Source organism: Paraburkholderia ferrariae NBRC 106233, from assembly GCF_000685035.1.
GTDB classification, from domain to species: domain Bacteria; phylum Pseudomonadota; class Gammaproteobacteria; order Burkholderiales; family Burkholderiaceae; genus Paraburkholderia; species Paraburkholderia ferrariae.
On record NZ_BAYB01000026.1, the window covers coordinates 25,859 to 45,868 of the forward strand.

Here is a 20,010-nt window from a genome sequence, read left to right on the forward strand (position 1 = left end):
CGTGGATTCGCGCTCCGGTTTCTGTATGCCGGATGTCGCGACCCGTCCCAGGGACAAGAGCACCTATCTCGTGGTCCTTGCCTGTGGCCCGGTTTCCTTCAGAAACAGCGCAAGCAACATTGCGACGACAATGCCGCCAAGCAACCAGCCTCCAGCTTCCCGGAATACCGGCAGGTTGATTGGGCCACCGCCGGCGTAACGCGCCAGCAACCGGCCGAACAGAGGCGTGAGCCATGCACTGAACGTAAACACCAGGAAGTTGATTGCCCCGGTCGCACTGCCCTTGACGTTATCCGGATTAACTTCCTTGATCACCGAATACGGCAACATCGCCGCGCCCGAACCGACACCCAGCAGCAGGCCGAGCACATAGTGCGGTGCCACGCCGGCAGGCAGATAGAGGATGCCCGCGCCGGACGCGAGCATCAGCAGTGCCCCGGCGAACAGCACTGGTTTGCGCCGGCCGATGTGATCGGACAGGTAACCCAGCAGCGGACAACCGATGACCCAGCCAAGCGGGACCATGCTCGCCCGGTTTACCGCCTCGGCGTAACCGACTTCCAGCCCGTTACGCAGAAACGGCACGCCCCAGATCATGTCGCCGATGGTGGTCGGAAGGAAGAGCAGACCGGCGCAAAAACCGCACAGATACGATTGCGGATTGGTCAACACTGTCCTGTACGGCGCGAACATCTTTGCCCATGAACCCCGGCTTGCCGGTCCCGCGTCGTGGCCGGACGGTGTGGCGAGAAACACCAGCAAAGCGATCACGAGAAGGCCTGCTCCTGACAGCCACCAGAACTGTTGCCAGGTGACGAGGCCATGGATAAGGGGGCCTACTGCAAACTGTCCTGCCGAGCCGCCGAGCATCCCGAAGCACTGCGTAAATCCGACTGCAGTTGCGAGGTAGCGTGGCGGAAAACCATGCGTCGCGAGATAGACCGCCCCGGTGAACGCGCAGGCGGATCCGGCGCCCTGGAGAAGCCGGCCAATCCCTGCTGACTGGACGCTCCCCAGACCGAACAGGACCGCCCCGACGGCGACGAGCACGATCCCCACCGGAATCACGCTCTTCCCACCAAGCCGGTCGAGGGCCGCACCCGCGACAATCGAAAACAGTGAATAGGTGTAGTAGTACAGGCCGACAAGCGCACTGACACCCACCGCATCGCGGCCGAATGCTGCGGACAGCTCCGGGACCATCACCCCTGGCGCCGATCGCAACGCGTACTGCCCGAAGTAGAAGATGATGCAGAAGAGCCAGGCGATCACAAAGCCGATATGCATCGGCTCACGAGCCGTCAGGGTCGACGAAGAACTGGGCGTTACGCTTGCCATCGGAACCTTCCTGTCTTAACGACTACGTTCAACAACCCGGGAAGTACGCTGCTGGCTACCTCTCCTGCGTTTAAGTGCTCGCTGCAATCCACGCAGCGATTCCGGGCCAGGTGTTTTTCAACGTACGCGAGCCCATGAAAAGACCGATATGGCCGCCCGGCACAAGTTTCTTCACGACGTTCCCGGCTGACGTACCTAGATACTTCGTCGCGTCGAACACCTGTTCCGGCGTTGTAATGTCGTCCGACTCCCCTGCAAGGAGGTAGGCTGGACACGTAATCGACTTGAGGTTCAGCACGCGGCCGAGGGCAACGAACGTTCCCTTCGCCAACCGGTTTTCCCGGAAAATTTGCCGGATGACCTGCAGATACCATCGCCCCGGGAGGTCGAGCGGGTTTTCGTACCAGCTCTCGAAAGCCTCTTCCTTTTTCAGGTAAGCCGGATCATCAATGTGCTCATACAGATCGATGTGTTCCGAGACGTAGTGCTGGTCCGGGTGCATGTTCTTCCATCCCCGAAGCATGAACTTCCCTCGCATCAGGCCGCCCCCCAACCGGACGAGCTCCTCGTAAAACGATTCAGGCCAGGCGTGTGCCATCCGTTTGATCGGACCGTCTCCCGCATCGGTATCTATCGGCGAGCCGGCCAGGACGAGACTGGCTACCTTTTCCGGGAACCGGGCGGCATACATGGCCGACATCCAGCCGCCCTGGCAAAGACCGACGAGATTGACCCGACCGCCCAGCTCGTCAACGCAAACATTGAGTTCCGCGAGATACTGGTCAACCTCAAGGTCCTTCATATCTTCGGTCGCCGACTTCCAGTCGGTCAGATAGAGCCGCGAAACGCCGTTATCACGCAACGTCTCCATCAGGCTCTGACCGGGCTGGTAATCGGCAATCATCGAGTGGTGACCGGCATAAGGCGCGTCCACTATGGTCGGCAGACCCCGGGCATCCGGGCTCGAGTAATCCCGCAGCACCATCGTTCGAAGGTCAAGGACAGGCTGGTTGACCGTTGCGAGCGAAGGTTGGAGTTGGAGACCCGAATGCAGCTTTTCTTCTTCGGCCAGAAATGCGAGGTTTCTCGTGGTCAATGCCGTACCGGCCTCGAACATCGCCGTTGCGGCCATCATCGGCCAGAAGAAAGGAAGTGGCGGAATCGGAGTTCTGTTACGAGGTAAGCGACCCATCAAGCATCTCCGTGCTGGAACTGGCATTGATCACGACCCGGCAGGCCAGGGATGATCACGCCGTTCCGGTCCGAGCAGATCAGCGCATCGGGGGCCTGCCCGACGATCAGTGCGTCCAGAGGCATAGTGTCTGCCATGATTAAGTCCTCGGATCGGGGGCCGCCAGAATCTGATGGCCTCATCGTGAATAGGGTTCAACGATCCGGAAGGCGGATCAGATCGAACGTGACAAAGACAAGGATCAGCACAGGGATGATGAGCGGTTCCGACGTCAGGCCTGCCATGATGGCACCGACGGCTGCCGAAAGGCTGTAGGTGAGCCACGCAAGGCCAGGCAGGAGCACGTCGGCGAGAGACGGGCGCTTTTCCGTCGCACGCCTGCCGCCAAAATATCGGCCAATGAACGTGTCGGAAAACTTCACCATGTTATTGGTCACGACCAGCGTCTGCAGGGAGACGGCGCCGAAGCGACTGATGGTCTCCCCCTGCATCCCGAGCGCCAGTGCCAGAATCGGGAGTTCGGCCGGCACCCGCAACGCGGGATATCCGCGCACGACACCGGCGATGACGAGCAGCACGGCCATGATGCACAGTTCGAGCGGCGGCCGCTTCAGGTGACGCCGGATCACGCTCGCGATCATGCAGCCGATAAAGAACGCACCGATGGCAAACGCAAGCAGCGCAAAACGGGACCATGCGGCCTGCGCCAGACTCCAGCCCAACTGCACCGTATTGCCGGTCATGATGGCCGGATAAATCCCGCCCGCGTCCTTGTACCCGATCACCTCCACGAAACCACAAACGGTCGTGAGCGCGACGACGCGGCGTACGTTGACGCGCAGCGGGAGCGCGGCCGCGGGTGCAACTGACATGTCCATTCCGATTCTCCCCGCGCTCAGGAACTGCTGCGGTCAGTACGGAACTCGGCCCGCAGGGCGGCGCCGTGCTGGTCCAGCGACGGCGCACCGGGTCGTATCGCCGGGTCGGCATAGCTGCTGAGCTTGATCGGATTGCCCGGCATTTTCACTCCGCCGGCCTCGATCACCATGTTGCGTGCGGCTGTCTGCGGCAATGCCGCGGCCTCCGCAATATCGAGTAACGGCCCCACGGGAACGCCGGCCTCGTGAATGACCTTCAGCCAGTGCGCCGCGTCCTGCTCACGCAACGTCACTTCAAGCGCTTCCTTGAGGGCAGCGGCATGCTCCATGCGATGATGGTTGTCCGAGAAGCGCCCGTCGGCCACGAGTTCTGACCGCCCAATCGCATTGCACAGTTTAAGAAACAGCGAATCGTTACCGGCACAGATCACGAACTGCCGGTCGCGTGCTTCGTAGATGTCGAAAGGCGCCATGTAGGGATGGCGATTGCCGATGCGACCCGGCGCCTTCCCGGTTGCCACGTAGGACATGAACCCGTGCTCGAGGAAGGCGAGTGTCGCATCGAACATGGCGACGTCGATATGCGCACCCTTGCCTGTCCTGGTCCGATCGTAAAGCGCGCTCGCGATGCCGCTGAACATGAAGATGCCGCCGCACAGATCGGAGAGCGATGTACCGACCCGGGTTGGCGGGCCGTCCGGGAAACCGGTCGCGTCGATGATGCCGCTCATCGCCTGGACGATCGTATCGTAGGCGGGGTACGCGGCCATCGGTCCGGTCTGGCCAAAACCCGATGAGGACGCATATATCAGTCGCGGATTGATGCGCGCAAGCTCCTCGTAGGAGAACCCGAGGCGCTGCATTGTGCCAGGGCGATAGTTCTCCGCCAGCACGTCGGCCTCGCGCACCATGTTCAGGAAGATATCGCGGTCGCCGTCCGACTTCAGATCCAGGACGATGCTTTCCTTGCCCCGGTTCACAAAGCTGAAATAAAGCGACTGGTCGCCCACGAAAGGGCCAAGCAGCCGCGTATCGTCGCCATGACCCGGTTGCTCGACCTTGATCACCCTTGCTCCAAGATCGGTCAGGATATTCGTCCCGAACGGGCCGTTAAGCACGTGCGTCAGGTCGATGACGAGCACGTCCGAAAACGGGCCGTCCGGGCGCGCCCTTGCTACTGATGAAGAGTCCATTGAAGAGTCCATTATTCTTCCCGTCATGATTTGACGTGGCTGAGTTTCGACCACAAGCGATGCCGCTCACCCAGATGACGCGCGGCGTGACCCGACGCCTGCCTATTTCGTCGCCGCCAACCCGCTTTTCGGATTGAGGTTCTTCAGATGTCCGCTTTCCGTGCCCGCATGGGGGTCAATCACGCAGTTGATCAATGTTGGCGCCTTGGCTGCAAGGGCCGTCGTCAGCGCTGCGATCAGTTCTTCCGGTCGGGTAACGTGATAGCCCTTGCCGCCAAAAGCTTCGATCAACCTGTCGTAACGCGCAGAACCCATCAGAACCGTCGGCCCCGGGTCGGTCCCGCCACTCCGGTTGATATCATCACCGTGATAAATCCCGCCATTGTTGAACACCACAATGACAACCGGCAGGCGGTAACGGCAAATGGTTTCGATCTCCATGCCGCTAAAGCCGAATGCGCTGTCTCCCTCGATCGCCACAACCGGTTGTCCACCGGTTACTGCGGCTCCGATCGAATACCCCATGCCTATGCCCATGACGCCCCACGTTCCCGCATCAAGCCGCTTGCGCGGGAGCTTCATGTCGATGATGTTGCGCGCGAAGTCCAGCGTGTTCGCGCCTTCGTTGACAAGATAGACGTCGGGATTGTTCGCCAGAACATCCCGCACTGCACGCAGCCCGCTCTGGAACGTCATCGGGTCCGGATTGGCCTGCAGATTCGCCGCCATCTTCTCTTCATTGTGCTTGCGGCGCTGGCTGATCGCTTCCGTCCACGCGTCCGGCGTGCGCACGGGCGTCTTTGACAGAGCCTGCCGGAACGCGGCCATCGCCGAAGCGATGTCGCCGGCCACCGGCGCGGAAATCGCGCGGTTACTGTCGAACTCCGTGGGCTCGATGTCGACCTGGATCAGCTTGGCGTCCGCGGACCATTGCGGCGCCTTGCCATGTCCGAGCAACCAGTTCAGGCGCGCACCAACGAGCATGACAACGTCGGCCTGACCCAATACGAAGGAACGCGCCGCTGCGGCAGACTGGATATGGTCGTCAGGCAGCAAACCTTTAGCCATCGACATGGGCAGATAAGGGATGCCGGTCTCCTCAAGAAACGCGCGGATCGCCTCATCGGCCTGCGCATAGGCGGCACCCTTGCCAAGGATAACCAGCGGACGCTGCGCACTTGCGAGAAGCGAAAGGGCGCGTGACACCGACTCCTGCGACGGGGTGCGCGCAGGAGCCGGGTCGACGACCTTAATGAGCGATGCGCGCCCGGATACCGCGTCGGTAGTGGCCGCCAAAGCCGCAGCGGTGAGATCCAGGTACACGCCTCCCGGACGGCCCGACACCGCCGCCCGGATCGCTCGGGCGACACCGATGCCGATGTCTTCCGGCCGGTTGATCCGGAACGCCGCCTTGGCGAATGGCTTCGCGGCGTTCATCTGGTCAAGCTCTTCGTAGTCGCCCTGCTGCAAATCGATGATCGCACGGTCGCTGGATCCGCTGATCTGGATCATCGGAAAGCCGTTCGTTGTCGCGTTCGCAAGTGCAACCAACCCGTTGAGGAAACCGGGTGCCGAGACGGTCAGGCACACACCTGGCCATTGACTGAGATAACCCGAAATCGCGGCAGCATTTCCCGCCGACTGTTCGTGACGGAAACCGAGGTACCGGATTCCCTCGGCCTGGGCAAGGCGTGCGAGGTCCGTGACCGGAATACCGGCGACGCCATAGATGGTGTCGATGCGGTTGAGTTTCAGCGCCTCGACGACCAGATGAAAGCCATCGGTCAGTTCGGCCTGTGCAGGACTGTCTGCCATATTGAATCCCCGTTCTGCTGATTAAGTGACAATGCCGCGAAAGATCAGATCACCTTTTTTTCCCTGAAACCCGCGATCTGATCTTTCGAATACCCCAGCTCAGTCAGAACTGCCTCGTTGTGCTCGCCCAGGAGCGGTGATGCCGTGATGGTCGGCGTGAAAGCCGAGAACTTTGGCGGGCACCCGACGGTGTAATAGGTTCCACGCTCCTTATGCTCGACGGCAACTATGGAGCCGTTGGCGCGCAGCGATTCGTCATGCAGCAACTCTTTGGTCGTCAACACAGGCCCGCAAGGGATCTCGTACTTGCGCATGATTTCGACGACCTCATGCTTGTCCTTGTCGATCGTCCAGGCCTCAACGGCCGCATAGACATCAAACAGATGTGGAATGCGGGCCTCAGGTGTCGCGAACTTTGGATCTGTGATCCATTCCGGCTTTCCAATCACGTTACATACATTCTCCCAGCCCCAAGGCTGAAAAATCACATAAACGTAGTCGTTAGGATCGGTCTTCCAGTTCTTGCACTTGAGCATCCAGCCGGGAACGCCCGAACCCGACGCGTTTTCTCCCCGGGGGACCGTATCGCCGAACGGCTTGTGCGGATATTGCGGGTATTCAGTCAGTTCGCCGTTACGCTCCAGCCGCTGTTGGTCGCGAATCTTCACACGGCACAGGTTCAGTACGGCGTCCTGCATCGACATGTAGACTTTCTGGCCTTCACCCGTCTTCTCGCGATGTAGCAACGCAGCAAGAAGACCGATAAGCAGGTGCATACCCGTATTGGAATCCCCCAGTGCGGCGCCCGACATGAGCGGCGAGCCTTCGACCAGCCCGGTCGTTGAGGCCGCACCTCCTGCTGCCTGTGCAATATCTTCGTAGGTCTTCAGATCACCGTAGGGGGAGTTTTCAGGAAAGCCCTTCACGGTCCCATAGATCAACCGCGGGTTCAACTGGTGCACGTGCTCCCAACCAAAACCCATGCGCTCAAGCGCGCCCGGTGCGAAGTTTTCAACGAGGATGTCCGCCTGCTTTAGCAGTTTGGTCAGGATCTCTTTGCCCTCAGGCGTCTTGGTATTGAGCTCCAGCGAACGCTTGTTCGAATTGAGCATCGTGAAGTACAGGCCGTCCTTATCCGGGATGTCGCGCAGTTGCTGACGGGTCACATCGCCCTTTCCGGGGAGTTCGATTTTCAGGACATCGGCCCCGAACCACGCGAGCATTTGAGTACAGGCCGGCCCCGCCTGTACGCCTGTGAAATCGATAACCTTGATACCGCCAAGTGGGAATTCCATCGCTCAATCCTCTGAAAGAGTAAAAATCGTTTCTTCAATTAAGCATCTTCTGAAAAATAGCAGCGTTGATCCAGATCAAAAGCTGGCGGCCTGGCGACTTTTCGTTCGCTGATCACGTTATGAAACATTACTTGGCAACGTAGGCGCTGTTCCGACCTTTCGTCAGCGAAAGGGGCATGGTGGAACGGGACTATCAACCCCAATTCTCGAACACTGCATTACTCGAACAGGTCCAGTGCGGGGTGTGAGCGCACATGAATCCGTCAAGCGGGCTATACCCGATCATCAACAACATGACGTGCCGCCATCTCGTGAGCTTGTGGGGCTGGACGAAGGTTCACTTCTGGCTTGCTTGATCAATCGTTGAAGCAAGGATCACCCAGCCGGCATTTGCTGGCTTGCGGCCTCGCACTGATGGTCGGAAGACCAGGTCGCCCCGACGGATCTGCGCGCCACTTAACGCGCAGATGGCGCGACCACGTGCGATAGTGAGTTTCCACTTCTGCTCGCCATAGGAGCCAGAAGTCGCATCGCGCCAACTAATCGCAATCGCAGAACTGGAATAGCGTTCAACGATCTCAAGATTTGCGGCCTGCTCGGGAAGTGGCGACACCTTAAGATCGGAAATCAACCGGGCCCCGACCGATTTGCGAAGTGATCGGGCCGGTTTATCAAGGCAAAGGTCCCAAAATGAAATCTGCAGCAGCAAGTCGACGGTATAGGCCCACACTTTGTCGGTTTCAGACTCTTCCATTGCTGCGCTCCCCAATCAATCGTTGTTCGCAAGGCTCCCAAGCGCGTGGCTACGCGCGCTTCAGAACATTGCGAACGGTGCTGCTTCTTGGCGCGTATTCGTGATTAAAAAACTTTCAATAGCCGAAAATTAATTTGCTGAGTGGTGAGCGGCCCATTTTCAGTGGATGTCTGACGCCCGTAAAGTGCCATCAGTTGCCAGTTCTTTGCCGGAAACCATGCAGCACCAACCAGCCACGACGGCGTAGATTGCCGGTTTGACTGTGATACGCCGTTGACCGTTGTCGTGCCACCCAATACGTATGAAAAGCCCGCGCGAATATCCAGTGTGCTGATCAGTTGATAACGCAACCATGCCTGCGTCTGAAAGAGTGGTGACTCCCGCAGACTCCCGCCTGACACTCCGTAGTCGTTGTTCGGTGTAAACACCGTCGCGTCGGCGGTCAGATCAACCAGAATGTGGGGTGTCAGGGCCGTAGTAAAACCTGCTTGCAATGCGAATTTCCAGCGGTGCTCCCCAAAGTCGAGCTCCCGGCCAGGGTGATAGTTTCCAGTCGGTGCGTAAATAAACGGTGTCAACCCAAAGTACGTCTGCGAAGCCGGCCGGTTTATCAACCAAACGGTGGCTGCAAAGATCGCATCCCCGACCGCAGTGGTTTGCCCGAGCGAGGACAACGAGGACCGCCCCTGCGCCCGTCCAAAGGGAAGCAGAATCTGGGGGTCTACCGTGAATCCGTCGACGTCCATAAAATGAATGAAACGCGCGATGCCCACGTCGGAGACAATGTCACCTCCCGAGACCCGTTCTCCGCTCGAATTTATCTGGTCCGCTCGAGAGTGCTCATAATAGAGCAGCCCTACGTCAGCGCCCGGCGGCAACGGATTATAGTCGCCAGCATCCACATTGATCGCGTGTGCAAGGCGTGGGGACATACAGAGAACCGCCACGAACAATGCTCCCGCGAGGCCCGCGCGAATTTCGACCAGTGGTTTGCTCCGGCTTCCTGATTCGAGCCGTCTGTGCTGCCACACCACCTGGTTTCCATGGCTCACACATGTCTGGTCTTCTCCCATTCTCTCCTCGTGATGTTGCGTTGCCTGATCAGCATGCCGCGCGCCCTCTCCAGGGACCGTGCCCCGGCGTCGCGGCGAAGTGTTGTTTCAGCGAGTCGACGGTCTCTGCACCTCCCCGTTGCTCCGGGTTGCCAGACCATGAAAAGCCAGCCCGCCCGTTTTTTACATCGGCACAAAAACTTGCGTGCGAGACAAGGCATCACCGCTTCTGGCGAGCAATGACTGGCATAATCCCGCAAAGCGATGCGCTGCAACAGCAGCGTGACGATGCCGTCTTGCCCGGACACCTTCTGTGCGGATGAAACCGCCTGCGCTGCAAGATACCGTGGCATCCGGTAGTCCAGAGAAAGATCAGCGAAACATGAAATCTACTGCGCCGCTGAACAATCGCTGTCTTCTGGTACGCAGCTTGATAGCGAACTACCGGACGGCTGACCTTCGGCTTATTTGAGATCGTCCACAAACATGGCAGCGCCGTGGCGCGCGAGTGCCTGTGTCGGGGCGTTGGTATTACCGCTGACGATATTCGGCATGATCGAGGCGTCGATGACCCTCAGGTTATCAACCCCATTGACCCGCAGGCGGGCATCGACAACAGCCCTGTCGTCCCTGCCCATCCGGCACGTGCCAACCGGGTGCCACATGGTTGTGGCCACACGCTTGACCCATTCCGCCAACTGTTCGTCGGTGCTGTTGCTGGACCCCGGCTCAACCTCTTCCTCGATGACATGACTCAGTGACTCCTGGGCCATTACTTCACGGATGGCCTTCACCGAACCAATGGCAGTCTCAAGATCCCAAGGATCGCCGACAAAATTCGGGTGGATCTGCGGCATTGATGTGGGATTGCCGTCGGAGAGCCTCACCCAGCCGCGGCTTCTCGGCTGCAGGACGACCAGCTCGAATGTGACACCCGATCGGGTACCCGTGGGACTCAGGCCGTCTTCGGATATTATCGGCACGTGGTAGCACTGGATGGTTGGCTCGGCCGTGAGATCAGTCGGATCCCAGTACGAAACGGTCTCAATTCCGTTCCCGGATGCCGGGCCGTCCTTGGTGACGAAATACCGGACCCCGGCCTTGATTGTGCCAAGACCGTGTGCACTGGCCTGATAGCCGAGCGTGCCCTTCACGAAGGCCCGAACGGGGATGATCGGGTGGTCTTGCAGATTTTCGCCTACCTCGGGCGAATCCACCTTCACATCGATCCCATGCTGGCCGAGCTGCGCCGCCGGACCGACACCAGAGTGCATCAGAATTTTCGGCGAATGCGTCGCGCCGGCCGAGACAATGACCTGATCCGCAAGCACACGCCCGGTGGAGTTGCCACTCAGATATTCAACGCCAACCGCCTTCCCGTTCTCGATGAGTACCCGGGTTGCAGTCGTGTTCACCATCAAGGTAATGCGGCCTGACTCCAGATGCGGGCGCAAATACGCGTCCGCAGCACTGCAACGTCTCTGATTACCGACCGTGGACTGAACCGGGGAGACGCCAAGCTGATACTTTCCGTTGTAGTCAGGGTTATACGAGAGTCCGTATTCCTGGAAAGCCTTCAGGCAATATTGATTCAGTTCGTTAATACCCTTCGGCAACTGAACCGACAAGCCACCACCCACACCATGATATTCGTTATGGAAAGTATCGTTGTGCTCCTGTGCGATGAAGTGCGGAAGCAGATCCACGAAGGACCACTGCCCGGTGTCCCCCACTGCTTCCTGCCACCGCGCATAATCGCGCGGCTGGCCGCGCACGTAGCACATCGCATTGATCGACGAGCCTCCGCCCAGGACCTTTGCCGAGCGGTACGCGCGCACCGTGCCGTGCTGGGGAACCGTGTCATCTTTCCATACATGCCGGTCATGCTGAAGGATATTTGCAAAGCCGGCGGGAATATGGATGAACGGGTCGCTGTCGATATCTCCGGCTTCTATCAATACGATGGATGCGCTGGTGTGCTCTGCAACGTAACTCGCAACCACGCACCCCGCAGCTCCACCGCCCAACACAATCACGTCGAATTTATCTTGCATAGTAATCCTGATTATTGATTTTTGATTTTCGAAAAAATGGATAAATCTTGCATATTACGTCGCCGCAGGCATCCGTACGATCAAGCCTTGTCCCCTTAGACCGAAACGGTGTCCCACTACACCATGGTGCACAGATTGACCCCGTTGCTCACTTCCGACGATGGTCCGCCCGGCTGCCATACGGTATCGAGAACAACCGGCATTCAACGTGCCTCAGAGGGCCGCACACCTGGCATCCGGTTTGAAACGAGAGGCTCATCTTGACGCACTAATTTCGGAAAGTAAAGCCAGCCATAACGGCTAAATCATCTGCATTCCTTATATACACCATCTCACTATTCGAAATAATCCGCCACCTGTTCAGTAACTGAACAATGGCTATAAAAATAAATCATTTGAAAACAATAAACTGCTGCATGACTACTCATGACCGATGGCACAAACACTCATGCTAGCCCTAGACTAATAAGAAGCGATCCAATTTGCCAGTGGAGACAACCTGTGCGGACAGCCCCTCTTGATCCCTCCCGTCTCGCGCCCGATGTGCGCGAGCTACTTGCGGCCATGTCCGCTAGCGGGAGTCCACCATTGGAGTCACTGCCGCTCCCGCAGATGCGCAAGGCCTACGGACAGATCGGCGCGCAATTTGGCGGGGAAACGATCCCGGTAAGCGAAGTGCGTGAACTTCAGGCTGACGGACCTGACGGGTTGATTCCGTTGCGTCTGTATGTGCCCAGTCAGAGCGGCGTCGCCCCCCATGCCGCAACCGTCTACCTTCATGGAGGCGGCTGGTCGATGGGCGACCTCGACACCCACGACAAGATCTGCCGCCGCCTGGCACGCGCGGCGGGCTGTGCGGTAATCGGCGTTGGATATCGGCTGGCACCGGAACATCCCGCGCCCGCCGGCCCGGAAGACGTGCTGGCCGCGATCCGCTGGCTAGTCGCGCATGCTGTGGAATTGCGCCTTGCCCCTGAGCGGATCGCCGTGGCCGGCGACAGCGCCGGAGGCAGCCTGTCTGCGGTGGCATGTCAGCAGTTGCGTGGCAGCGAAGTCACGTTGCGGGCGCAGGTGCTGTTCTACCCATCCACCGACCTTTCGCCAGCCTCGCAGGACTTTCCTTCGAGACGCGAGAACGGCGCGGTCCCTCCTCTGACACTAGAACTGATGCATGCGCTTGCTGATCCATTCGTAGCCAGCTTCGACGCCGCAGACCCAAGACTATCGCCATTGCGCGCATCCGACTTGCACGGACTACCACCGGCCCTGATTTTCGCCGGCGAATGCGACGTACTGCGCGATGACAGCCGTTTCTATCGCGACGCGCTTCGGGCCGCGGGGGTACCTGTCGAATATGTCGAGGTCCCAGGTATGGTCCACGGCTTCATCGAGATGGCTGGCGTCCTGCCTGCTGCGGCGCAAGCTATTGAGCACGCAGGGGCGTTCCTGTGTGACCACCTCGCCTGAACAGGTCGTCAGCATCCACGGCACCACAACACAACTCGAGGGAAATGAGAAATACGATGAGTGACAACACATTCCTGCAAGGCAATTTCTGGCACGGTGCGCTGTTCACCGGTCGCTGGACACCTGCCGATCGTACCGCCGACGTGATTGAACCCGCCACTGGCCAGACGCTCGGCTGCGTGGGAATGGCCAGCCCCGAGCAGATTGGCGCCGCAGCGGCCGCCGCGGCCCAGTCACAACGCGAGTGGGCAGCAGCCCCTTACGGACAGCGTGCCCAGGTTCTACGCGAAGCTGCACGGCTCGCTGAGCAGTACGCCGACGAGATCATCTACTGGCTGATACGCGAGAGTGGTTCGACCCGGCTGAAAGCTGGCTTCGAGGCATCGGTCAACACCAAGGCGTTACACGAAGCCGCCACGCTACCATCCCGAAGCCAGGGCGAGGTATTGCCATCATCCCCCGGCCGGCTGAGCCTCGCACGACGCCGTCCGCTCGGTGTAGTCGGCGTGATTTCGCCGTTCAACTTCCCCCTGTACCTTGCAATGCGGGCGGTCGCTCCGGCCTTGGCGCTCGGTAACGCCGTAATACTCAAGCCGGACCCACGTACGGCTGTCTGCGGCGGTTTCGTGATTGCACGCCTGTTCGAGCTGGCTGGCCTACCCGCCGGAGTGTTGCAGGTATTACCGGGCGATGGCGCAGCAGGCGCGGCGCTCACCACCGATCCGAACGTGGCAATGATCCAGTTCACGGGATCCACTGGTGCTGGACGCAAGGTCGGCGAAGCCGCGAGCCGGCATCTGAAGAAGGTTTCCCTCGAACTCGGCGGTAAAAACTCGCTCATCGTGCTCGACGACGCCGATCTCGACCTGGCGATCGCCAACACCGCCTGGGGCGTCTACCTGCACCAGGGTCAAATCTGCATGTCATCCGGGCGGGTGCTCGTACAGCGCGGCATCTATGAACAGTTCCTGGCAAAGCTTACAGCCAAGGCCCGCAGCCTCGAAGTTGGGAATCCTGCGAACGAAAACGTCGCAATCGGGCCCCTGATCAACGCAGCCCAGCGTGACCACGCAGCCAGAGTGGTCGATCAGGCCAGAGCAGCCGGCGCAACGGTGGAAACCGGTGGCGGCTACCGCGACCTGTTCTTCGAGCCGACCGTACTCAGCCACGTCGGCCCGGACAACCCGGCCTTCCACGAAGAGATATTCGGCCCTGTCGCCGTCGTTGTGCCATTCGATACAGACGAGGATGCAATCCGTCTCGCCAACGACACCGAGTACGGCCTGTCGATGGCAATCATTTCCAGCAATGTCGGCCGCGCGCTACGGCTGGGTGAACGTCTGCGTACCGGCCTGCTTCATATCAACGATCAGACCGTCAACGATGAAGTGATCAACCCGTTCGGCGGCGTCGGCGCCTCCGGCAATGGCTCCAGCATCGGAGGGCCTGCCAACTGGGAAGAATTCACCCAGTGGCAATGGCTCACCGTCAAGGGAGAAGCACCCGCCTATCCCATCTAGACAAATCAGGAGACACACATGAACCCAACCGCCGAATTGCGTGACGTCACTGTGGCTGTTGCGCAAGCCCCCGGGCAACCCTTCCGTATCGAACCGGCACGCATTCGCGGGCCGCGCGGGAACGAGGTGCTGGTGCGCGTCGTTGCCACCGGCCTGTGTCACACAGACCTGATCGTGCGCGACCAGTATTACCCGGTGCCGCTCCCCGCCGTCCTCGGTCACGAGGGTGCCGGCGTGGTCGAATCGCTCGGTCCCGACGTGAAGAACCTCAAGGTGGGTGACCATGTAGTGCTGACCTACGGCGCCTGTGGCCACTGCAACCCATGCGCCAGTGGCCACGAAGCCTACTGCCAGCATTTTTACCCACTCAACTTTGGCGGCGTTGGTACAGACGGCCACACCGCACTGCAAACCCCGGAGGGCAAGCCGCTGCACGATCATTTTTTTTGCCAATCGTCGTTCGCGACCTATGCGATTGCGCGGGAAAACAATGCAATCAAGGTTCCGGCCGACGCCCCGCTGGAACTGCTCGGGCCACTGGGCTGCGGTATCCAGACAGGTGCGGGCGCCGTCATCAACTCGCTGAAAGTACGCCCCGGCAGCAGCTTCGTGGCCTGGGGTGCAGGCGCTGTCGGGTTGAGTGCGGTCATGGCTGCCCGTGTGGCCGGAGCGACGACTATCGTCGCCATCGACGTGGTGCCCTCACGGCTCGAACTGGCCAGGGAACTGGGTGCGACCCACACGATTAACAGCCGCGACGGGGATGTGACCGAGGCCGTGCGCTCTGTCACGGGCGGCGGTGCCGACTTCGCGCTCGAATCGACCGGCCTCCCGCAGGTCCTGTCGGCAGCGATTGAAGCCCTCGGCGGATTGGGCACGATTGGCGTGGTTGGCGCCCCAAAACTGGGCACCAGGGCCGAATTCGACGTCAACAACCTGCTGTTAGGCGGGCGCAGCATCCGTGGTATCGTCGAAGGCGACAGCGTGCCACAGGTGTTCATCCCACAACTGGTACAGCTCTACCAGCAGGGCCGGTTCCCGTTCGACAGGCTGGTGAAATTTTACACGCTGGAACAGATCAACCAAGCCGCCGAGGATAGCGCCCAGGGTATCACGCTCAAACCGATCCTCAGGATCGCTGGCTGACCCCAGCTTCGAGCACACCCGGCAGCGTCGTCGAGAGGGATTTCGCATGTCAACGGAAGCGCCGCGTCCGCAGCTGCAGCTGCAGCTGCAGCAACTAGACGATGCCCGCATGCGCTTTGCGGAAGGTGACACGCTTCCAGAGCATCTTCTGCCGGGTAGCCTGGCGCGCTCCTGGGAGCGCTCTCGCACGGCGGGACTCAAACCGTGGAGTTCGCCGAACTATGAGGCCTTGCAGCCACCGGGCAATCCCCGTGCACACCCGAATGACCGTCAGCTCGTGCAATGCGTTCGGGCCGAAATGGAACAGCTCTGGACGGCCTTCGGTGGCCCGCAATGGACCGTATTCTGCGTCAATCCCGACCGTGTAATCGTACATCAGTACAGGAACCAGGACGGCCGCTGCGGCTTGCTGCAACCGATTCAGGTCGGCCGTCGCATTCAGGAATCAGATATTGGCACTACAGCCCCGAGTTGCGCGCTGGCCGAGGGGCGACCGATCGTGGTGCATGGTAGTCAGCATTACCTGAGCGAATTCGACACCGTGTTCTGTCTGTCTGTCCCGCTGCATGGACTGGAGGGCGAACTGATCGGGGCATTGGATATTACCGGTGTCGGAGAGCGGAACCCTGGACTCCTGCTGGCACATTTCCGGCAGGCCGCGCTGGCCGCAGAAAACAGACTGATATCCGGCTTGCAACATTGCCATCTGCTTCGCCTGCGCCACGATCCGCGCTGGGCTGAATCACCGATGCAGGGATTGCTGGCAATCAACGCCGAAGGTCAGCTACGCGCGGCCAATCGCATTGCAAGGAGGATGTTGGGACTGCCAGCTTCGGGCATCGAGCCTGGCCTGCACATTGACGAGATGTTTGCCGAGGCCCGCGTGGTTCAACGCCGACGGCTATTGAAGCCGGGAACTGGTCAATATGTTCCGTTGCGCGACGGCACAACCGCATTCGTGGATCTCCTCCGCGTCGCACAGGGTACACGGCCGCTTTGCTGGCCTGCCCCCAAACACCCGGCATTGCGCGAACAAACATTACAGGCAGTCGCAAAGGCACTGCATGCCAACAACGGAAACATCTCCGCCACCGCACGCGAACTTGGCATCTCCCGTACCACGCTTTACAAGAAAATGCGCGGTCTGCCTGTCCAGTAAGCCGAGCCGATACCGTAGCGGCAAACCACGCTCCATGTCCCTGAGCCCGGCAGCTCCCGGTTCCCGGCGACATACCCCTCAGTCACCGGAGATACGCGCCCGTTCCCTGCGGCGGAAACGCGCATCGGTCGGGTATACGTGTCGCGCCAGGCACGTTCTGGCGAGTCTGTCTGTATCGCCGCAATTGTCTTTTGGTTACTGGACGTCAAGAGGATTTTTCCCTATTGTCCGGCTTTATTATCCCCTGGAGTAGAAAATATGAATCTGAGCCAACTGCCGGTGAAAGCAAAGCTCACGGGAGCGTTTGGAATACTGGCGGTTATCGTGCTGGTCGTTTCCGGACTGTCGCTCATAGAACTGAATGAAGCGCACAACCGATTTGCCGGCTATATCAGTGGCATCAATGCACGTGCCGATATGGCTGAAGCAGTGCGTACGGCGGTCGACGATCGTGCGATGGCGGTGCGTAACCTTGTACTCGTCAGCACACCCGCCGATGTCGAACAGGAGAAGGCTGCGGTCACTGATGCGGAACGACGCGTCGAGTCCAACCTCGAGAAGTTCAATGCAATGGTGGCCAGCGCGTCCGACATGAGCGACAGGGGGCGTAGTCTGGCGGCTGAGCTTCCGCGAATCGAAGCACTCTACCGCCCAGTGGCCCTGGACATCGATCGGCTGGCCCTGAGCAATCAGCGCGATGCGGCGATTGCTGAAATTGACACGAAATGCAGGCCGCTACTGTCGACGCTGATCAAGGCATCCAACGACTATCAGGATTTCAGCCGTCAGTATGCGGCGCAGATGGTGCAGGAGTCGCGCGACCAGTTTACCGCTCAACGGAACCTGTTGATTGCCTTCTGCCTTGTCGCGGTTGCGATCGCGGTGCTGGCCGGCATCGTCATTACGCGAGGCCTGTTGCGGGCACTCGGCGCCGAGCCGGCCGAATTGGGAGAAGTGACCCAACGTGTGGCGAGCGGAGATCTGAGCCCGGTGCGGGGCGCCAAAAGCGCACCTGCCGGCAGCGTGCTCGCATCGATGAGTGAAATGCAGGCGAGCCTCGTTAGCCTGATTGGTCAGGTTCGCACTTCCGCGGATGGCATCGCCACTGGTTCGAGCCAGATTGCTTCAGGCAACGTGGATCTTTCCTCGCGCACGGAGCAGCAGGCTGCGTCTCTGCAGGAAACTGCCGCGAGCATGGAAGAACTGACCTCGACGGTAAGGCAGAACGCCGAGAACGCGCAGCAGGCAAGCTCACTCTCCGCGAATGCGTCCGAAGTAGCAGGAAGGGGCAATCAGGTCGTCAGTCGCGTGGTCGATACGATGGGCGATATCAATGCAAGTTCCAGCAAGATTGCCGAGATCACCGGGATCATTGAAGGTATTGCTTTCCAGACGAATATCCTGGCGCTGAATGCTGCCGTGGAAGCGGCCCGCGCTGGAGAGCAGGGGCGCGGATTTGCCGTGGTCGCAAGCGAGGTGCGCAGTCTCGCCCAGCGTTCGTCCAGTGCTGCGAAGGAAATCAAGGATCTGATCGACGCCTCCGTGCAAAAAATCCAGGAAGGTTCGTCGCTTGCGAATGAGGCCGGAAAAACGATGGCGGAGGTCACACAGGCGGTGGCTCGCGTCACTGACATCATGGGTGAAATCGCTTCCGCATCGACCGAACAGAGCCGGGGTATCGAGCAGGTCAATCAGGCGATCACACAGATGGACGAAGTCACGCAGCAGAATGCCGCGCTGGTGGAGGAAGCGGCCGCTGCGTCGAAATCACTCGAAAACCAGGGGCGGCAGTTGAACCAGGCAGTGTCGTTCTTCCGGCTGGATTCCAGCGCACAGGTATCGGGAATGGACGGTTTTTCGACAACGGCAGCCCTTCCAGCAGGTCGAGCAAATAGTCGCCCATGAACAACCCGGATCTCCCAAGCCAAGCCGCAAAGTGGCGACCGGACTTGAACCGTTGCCCCATAAGGCTTTGATGGTTTTTCAGGGGGTGTCGGAATTTCCGTGTTCAAGGCGGGGTTGAGATTTACACGGATGGCCGAGTGAATCGGTCCGAGTAGAGGATGGCGAATTGGTTCATCGCTGTCTTCCAGTCGTGAGCGGCACGCCCCAATCGGCGGTGATATTGGCCGGCTAAGTCGATCACCCGCCGTACCCCGACGCAACCGTGTCACCCGTATCGCCCTGGTCAGCAAACCGGCATCGGCGGAACTGATGCGTCTGGAAAACCGTCTCCGGGCCAAGCTCAAGACCGGCCGACCCGAGCGATGTCCGGCGCGGCAGGCTGCCCGCGCCGGGCCACCTGAACAACTGCTCAGGGAATCAGCAGCTCGCGGCGCCCATCCGCATGCTCGATGCGTTGGCCCGAAAGCGACAGACGCTGATCGCGGCCATAGTCGTAGAGCGTGCGCGCTGCTGGAATCTGGCCGAAATCCAGCTCGATGGTGTGGTGGCTTTCTTCGCGCCCTGCTTCGAAAATCAGCCGCCCGAACGGGTCCACTGCCGCGCTGCCGCCTGCGAATGTCAGGTCGCCGGCACCTTCGCGCACCCGGTTCGCCATCACCGCGAAAACCTGGTTCTCCTGTGCACGCGCCATGATCGCCGTGCGATGCACCTGGCCGAACGGCTCCATGTTGCCGTTCGTCACCAGCAGCAATTGCGCGCCCAGCTCGACCGTTGCCCGGGCGCTCTCGGCAAATTCGATGTCGTAGCAGATCAGGAGGCCGAGGCGCACACCGCGCCATTCGACCGTGGCGAACCGGTCGCCGGGCAGCACGACACCGTGCTCCGCCACCCACAGATGCGTCTTGCGATAGCTGAGCGCCACGCCGTCCGGCGTGACGAACACCGTCGTGTTGTAGAACTTGCTCCCGTCGTTTTCGATGAGACCCGTGACCACGGCAACATTGCGCTCGCGCGCCGCGGCACGAATCGCGCTCACGCTGGGGCCGTCGATCGGCTCGGCATGCGATGCAAGCTGCCCGACTTCGAGAAAGCCGGTGAGATGCGCTTCGGGAAACAGGACAATGTCGGTATCGGCAGCGCATGCCGAAATGGCCTGCTTCGCGCGGTTCAGGTTAAAGGCCGTGTCGCCGTCGCGGCCGGCCAACTGTACGATTTCGATCTTCATGGATGGACCTGGTTGGG

At 60.0% G+C, this 20,010-nt stretch carries 16 protein-coding genes; 5 read left to right on the forward strand and 11 right to left on the reverse strand.

Annotation, left to right across the window (positions count from 1 at the left end; all coding sequences use genetic code 11):
- Nucleotides 1–63 precede the first annotated feature (63 nt).
- The 10 genes from BFE01S_RS25250 to BFE01S_RS25290 form a co-directional block, all read right to left on the reverse strand.
- Nucleotides 64–1,338, reverse strand: coding sequence for an MFS transporter (locus tag BFE01S_RS25250; protein WP_052420979.1), 1,275 nt, complete (start codon nt 1,336–1,338; stop codon nt 64–66).
- A gap of 70 nt (nt 1,339–1,408) precedes the next feature.
- On the reverse strand, nt 1,409–2,530 hold the full coding sequence (locus BFE01S_RS25255) for an alpha/beta fold hydrolase (RefSeq protein WP_028227900.1): 1,122 nt from the start codon (nt 2,528–2,530) through the stop codon (nt 1,409–1,411).
- Nucleotides 2,530–2,667 (reverse strand): hypothetical protein, encoded by a 138-nt coding sequence (locus BFE01S_RS44550; RefSeq protein ID WP_156967146.1) that lies wholly within the window; start codon nt 2,665–2,667, stop codon nt 2,530–2,532. The genes BFE01S_RS25255 and BFE01S_RS44550 overlap by 1 nt, the downstream gene beginning before the upstream one ends.
- A gap of 57 nt (nt 2,668–2,724) precedes the next feature.
- Nucleotides 2,725–3,408 carry a YoaK family protein gene (locus BFE01S_RS25265; RefSeq protein WP_042338514.1) on the reverse strand — a complete coding sequence of 228 codons (684 nt, stop codon included), beginning with the start codon at nt 3,406–3,408 and terminating at the stop codon, nt 2,725–2,727.
- Nucleotides 3,409–3,425: 17 nt separating this feature from the next.
- Complete coding sequence (gene yfdE, locus BFE01S_RS25270) at nt 3,426–4,601, reverse strand: CoA:oxalate CoA-transferase (protein WP_028227902.1); 1,176 nt, start codon at nt 4,599–4,601, stop codon at nt 3,426–3,428.
- 102 nt (nt 4,602–4,703) lie between these two features.
- On the reverse strand, nt 4,704–6,416 hold the full coding sequence (gene oxc, locus BFE01S_RS25275; protein WP_028227903.1) for an oxalyl-CoA decarboxylase: 1,713 nt from the start codon (nt 6,414–6,416) through the stop codon (nt 4,704–4,706).
- Nucleotides 6,417–6,460: 44 nt separating this feature from the next.
- On the reverse strand, nt 6,461–7,711 hold the full coding sequence (frc, locus tag BFE01S_RS25280) for a formyl-CoA transferase (protein ID WP_028227904.1): 1,251 nt from the start codon (nt 7,709–7,711) through the stop codon (nt 6,461–6,463).
- Nucleotides 7,712–8,048: 337 nt separating this feature from the next.
- A complete protein-coding gene (locus BFE01S_RS43350; protein ID WP_084170142.1) occupies nt 8,049–8,465 on the reverse strand; it encodes a DUF3331 domain-containing protein in 417 nt (138 codons plus the stop codon).
- A gap of 104 nt (nt 8,466–8,569) precedes the next feature.
- Complete coding sequence (locus BFE01S_RS25285; protein WP_084170143.1) at nt 8,570–9,538, reverse strand: transporter; 969 nt, start codon at nt 9,536–9,538, stop codon at nt 8,570–8,572.
- Between the two features lie 443 nt (nt 9,539–9,981).
- On the reverse strand, nt 9,982–11,571 hold the full coding sequence (locus tag BFE01S_RS25290) for a GMC family oxidoreductase (RefSeq protein ID WP_042338515.1): 1,590 nt from the start codon (nt 11,569–11,571) through the stop codon (nt 9,982–9,984).
- A gap of 588 nt (nt 11,572–12,159) precedes the next feature.
- On the opposite strand from BFE01S_RS25290, the gene BFE01S_RS25295 reads away from it, so the two are divergent.
- From BFE01S_RS25295 to BFE01S_RS40125, 5 genes are all read left to right on the forward strand, one after another.
- Entirely contained in the window at nt 12,160–13,038 is an 879-nt protein-coding gene (locus BFE01S_RS25295) for an alpha/beta hydrolase (RefSeq protein WP_245621193.1), read from the forward strand.
- A gap of 56 nt (nt 13,039–13,094) precedes the next feature.
- Complete coding sequence (locus tag BFE01S_RS25300; protein ID WP_028227908.1) at nt 13,095–14,558, forward strand: benzaldehyde dehydrogenase; 1,464 nt, start codon at nt 13,095–13,097, stop codon at nt 14,556–14,558.
- 18 nt (nt 14,559–14,576) lie between these two features.
- Complete coding sequence (locus tag BFE01S_RS25305) at nt 14,577–15,704, forward strand: NAD(P)-dependent alcohol dehydrogenase (RefSeq protein ID WP_028227909.1); 1,128 nt, start codon at nt 14,577–14,579, stop codon at nt 15,702–15,704.
- 46 nt (nt 15,705–15,750) lie between these two features.
- Entirely contained in the window at nt 15,751–16,863 is a 1,113-nt protein-coding gene (locus tag BFE01S_RS43355) for a helix-turn-helix domain-containing protein (RefSeq protein WP_084170144.1), read from the forward strand.
- Between the two features lie 258 nt (nt 16,864–17,121).
- Nucleotides 17,122–18,768, forward strand: a complete 1,647-nt coding sequence (locus BFE01S_RS40125; RefSeq protein ID WP_042338517.1) for a methyl-accepting chemotaxis protein — start codon at nt 17,122–17,124, stop codon at nt 18,766–18,768.
- Nucleotides 18,769–19,177: 409 nt separating this feature from the next.
- Here the strand turns inward: BFE01S_RS40125 and BFE01S_RS25325 are convergent, their stop codons facing one another.
- A complete protein-coding gene (locus tag BFE01S_RS25325; protein WP_028227912.1) occupies nt 19,178–19,993 on the reverse strand; it encodes a carbon-nitrogen hydrolase family protein in 816 nt (271 codons plus the stop codon).
- Nucleotides 19,994–20,010 lie beyond the last annotated feature (17 nt).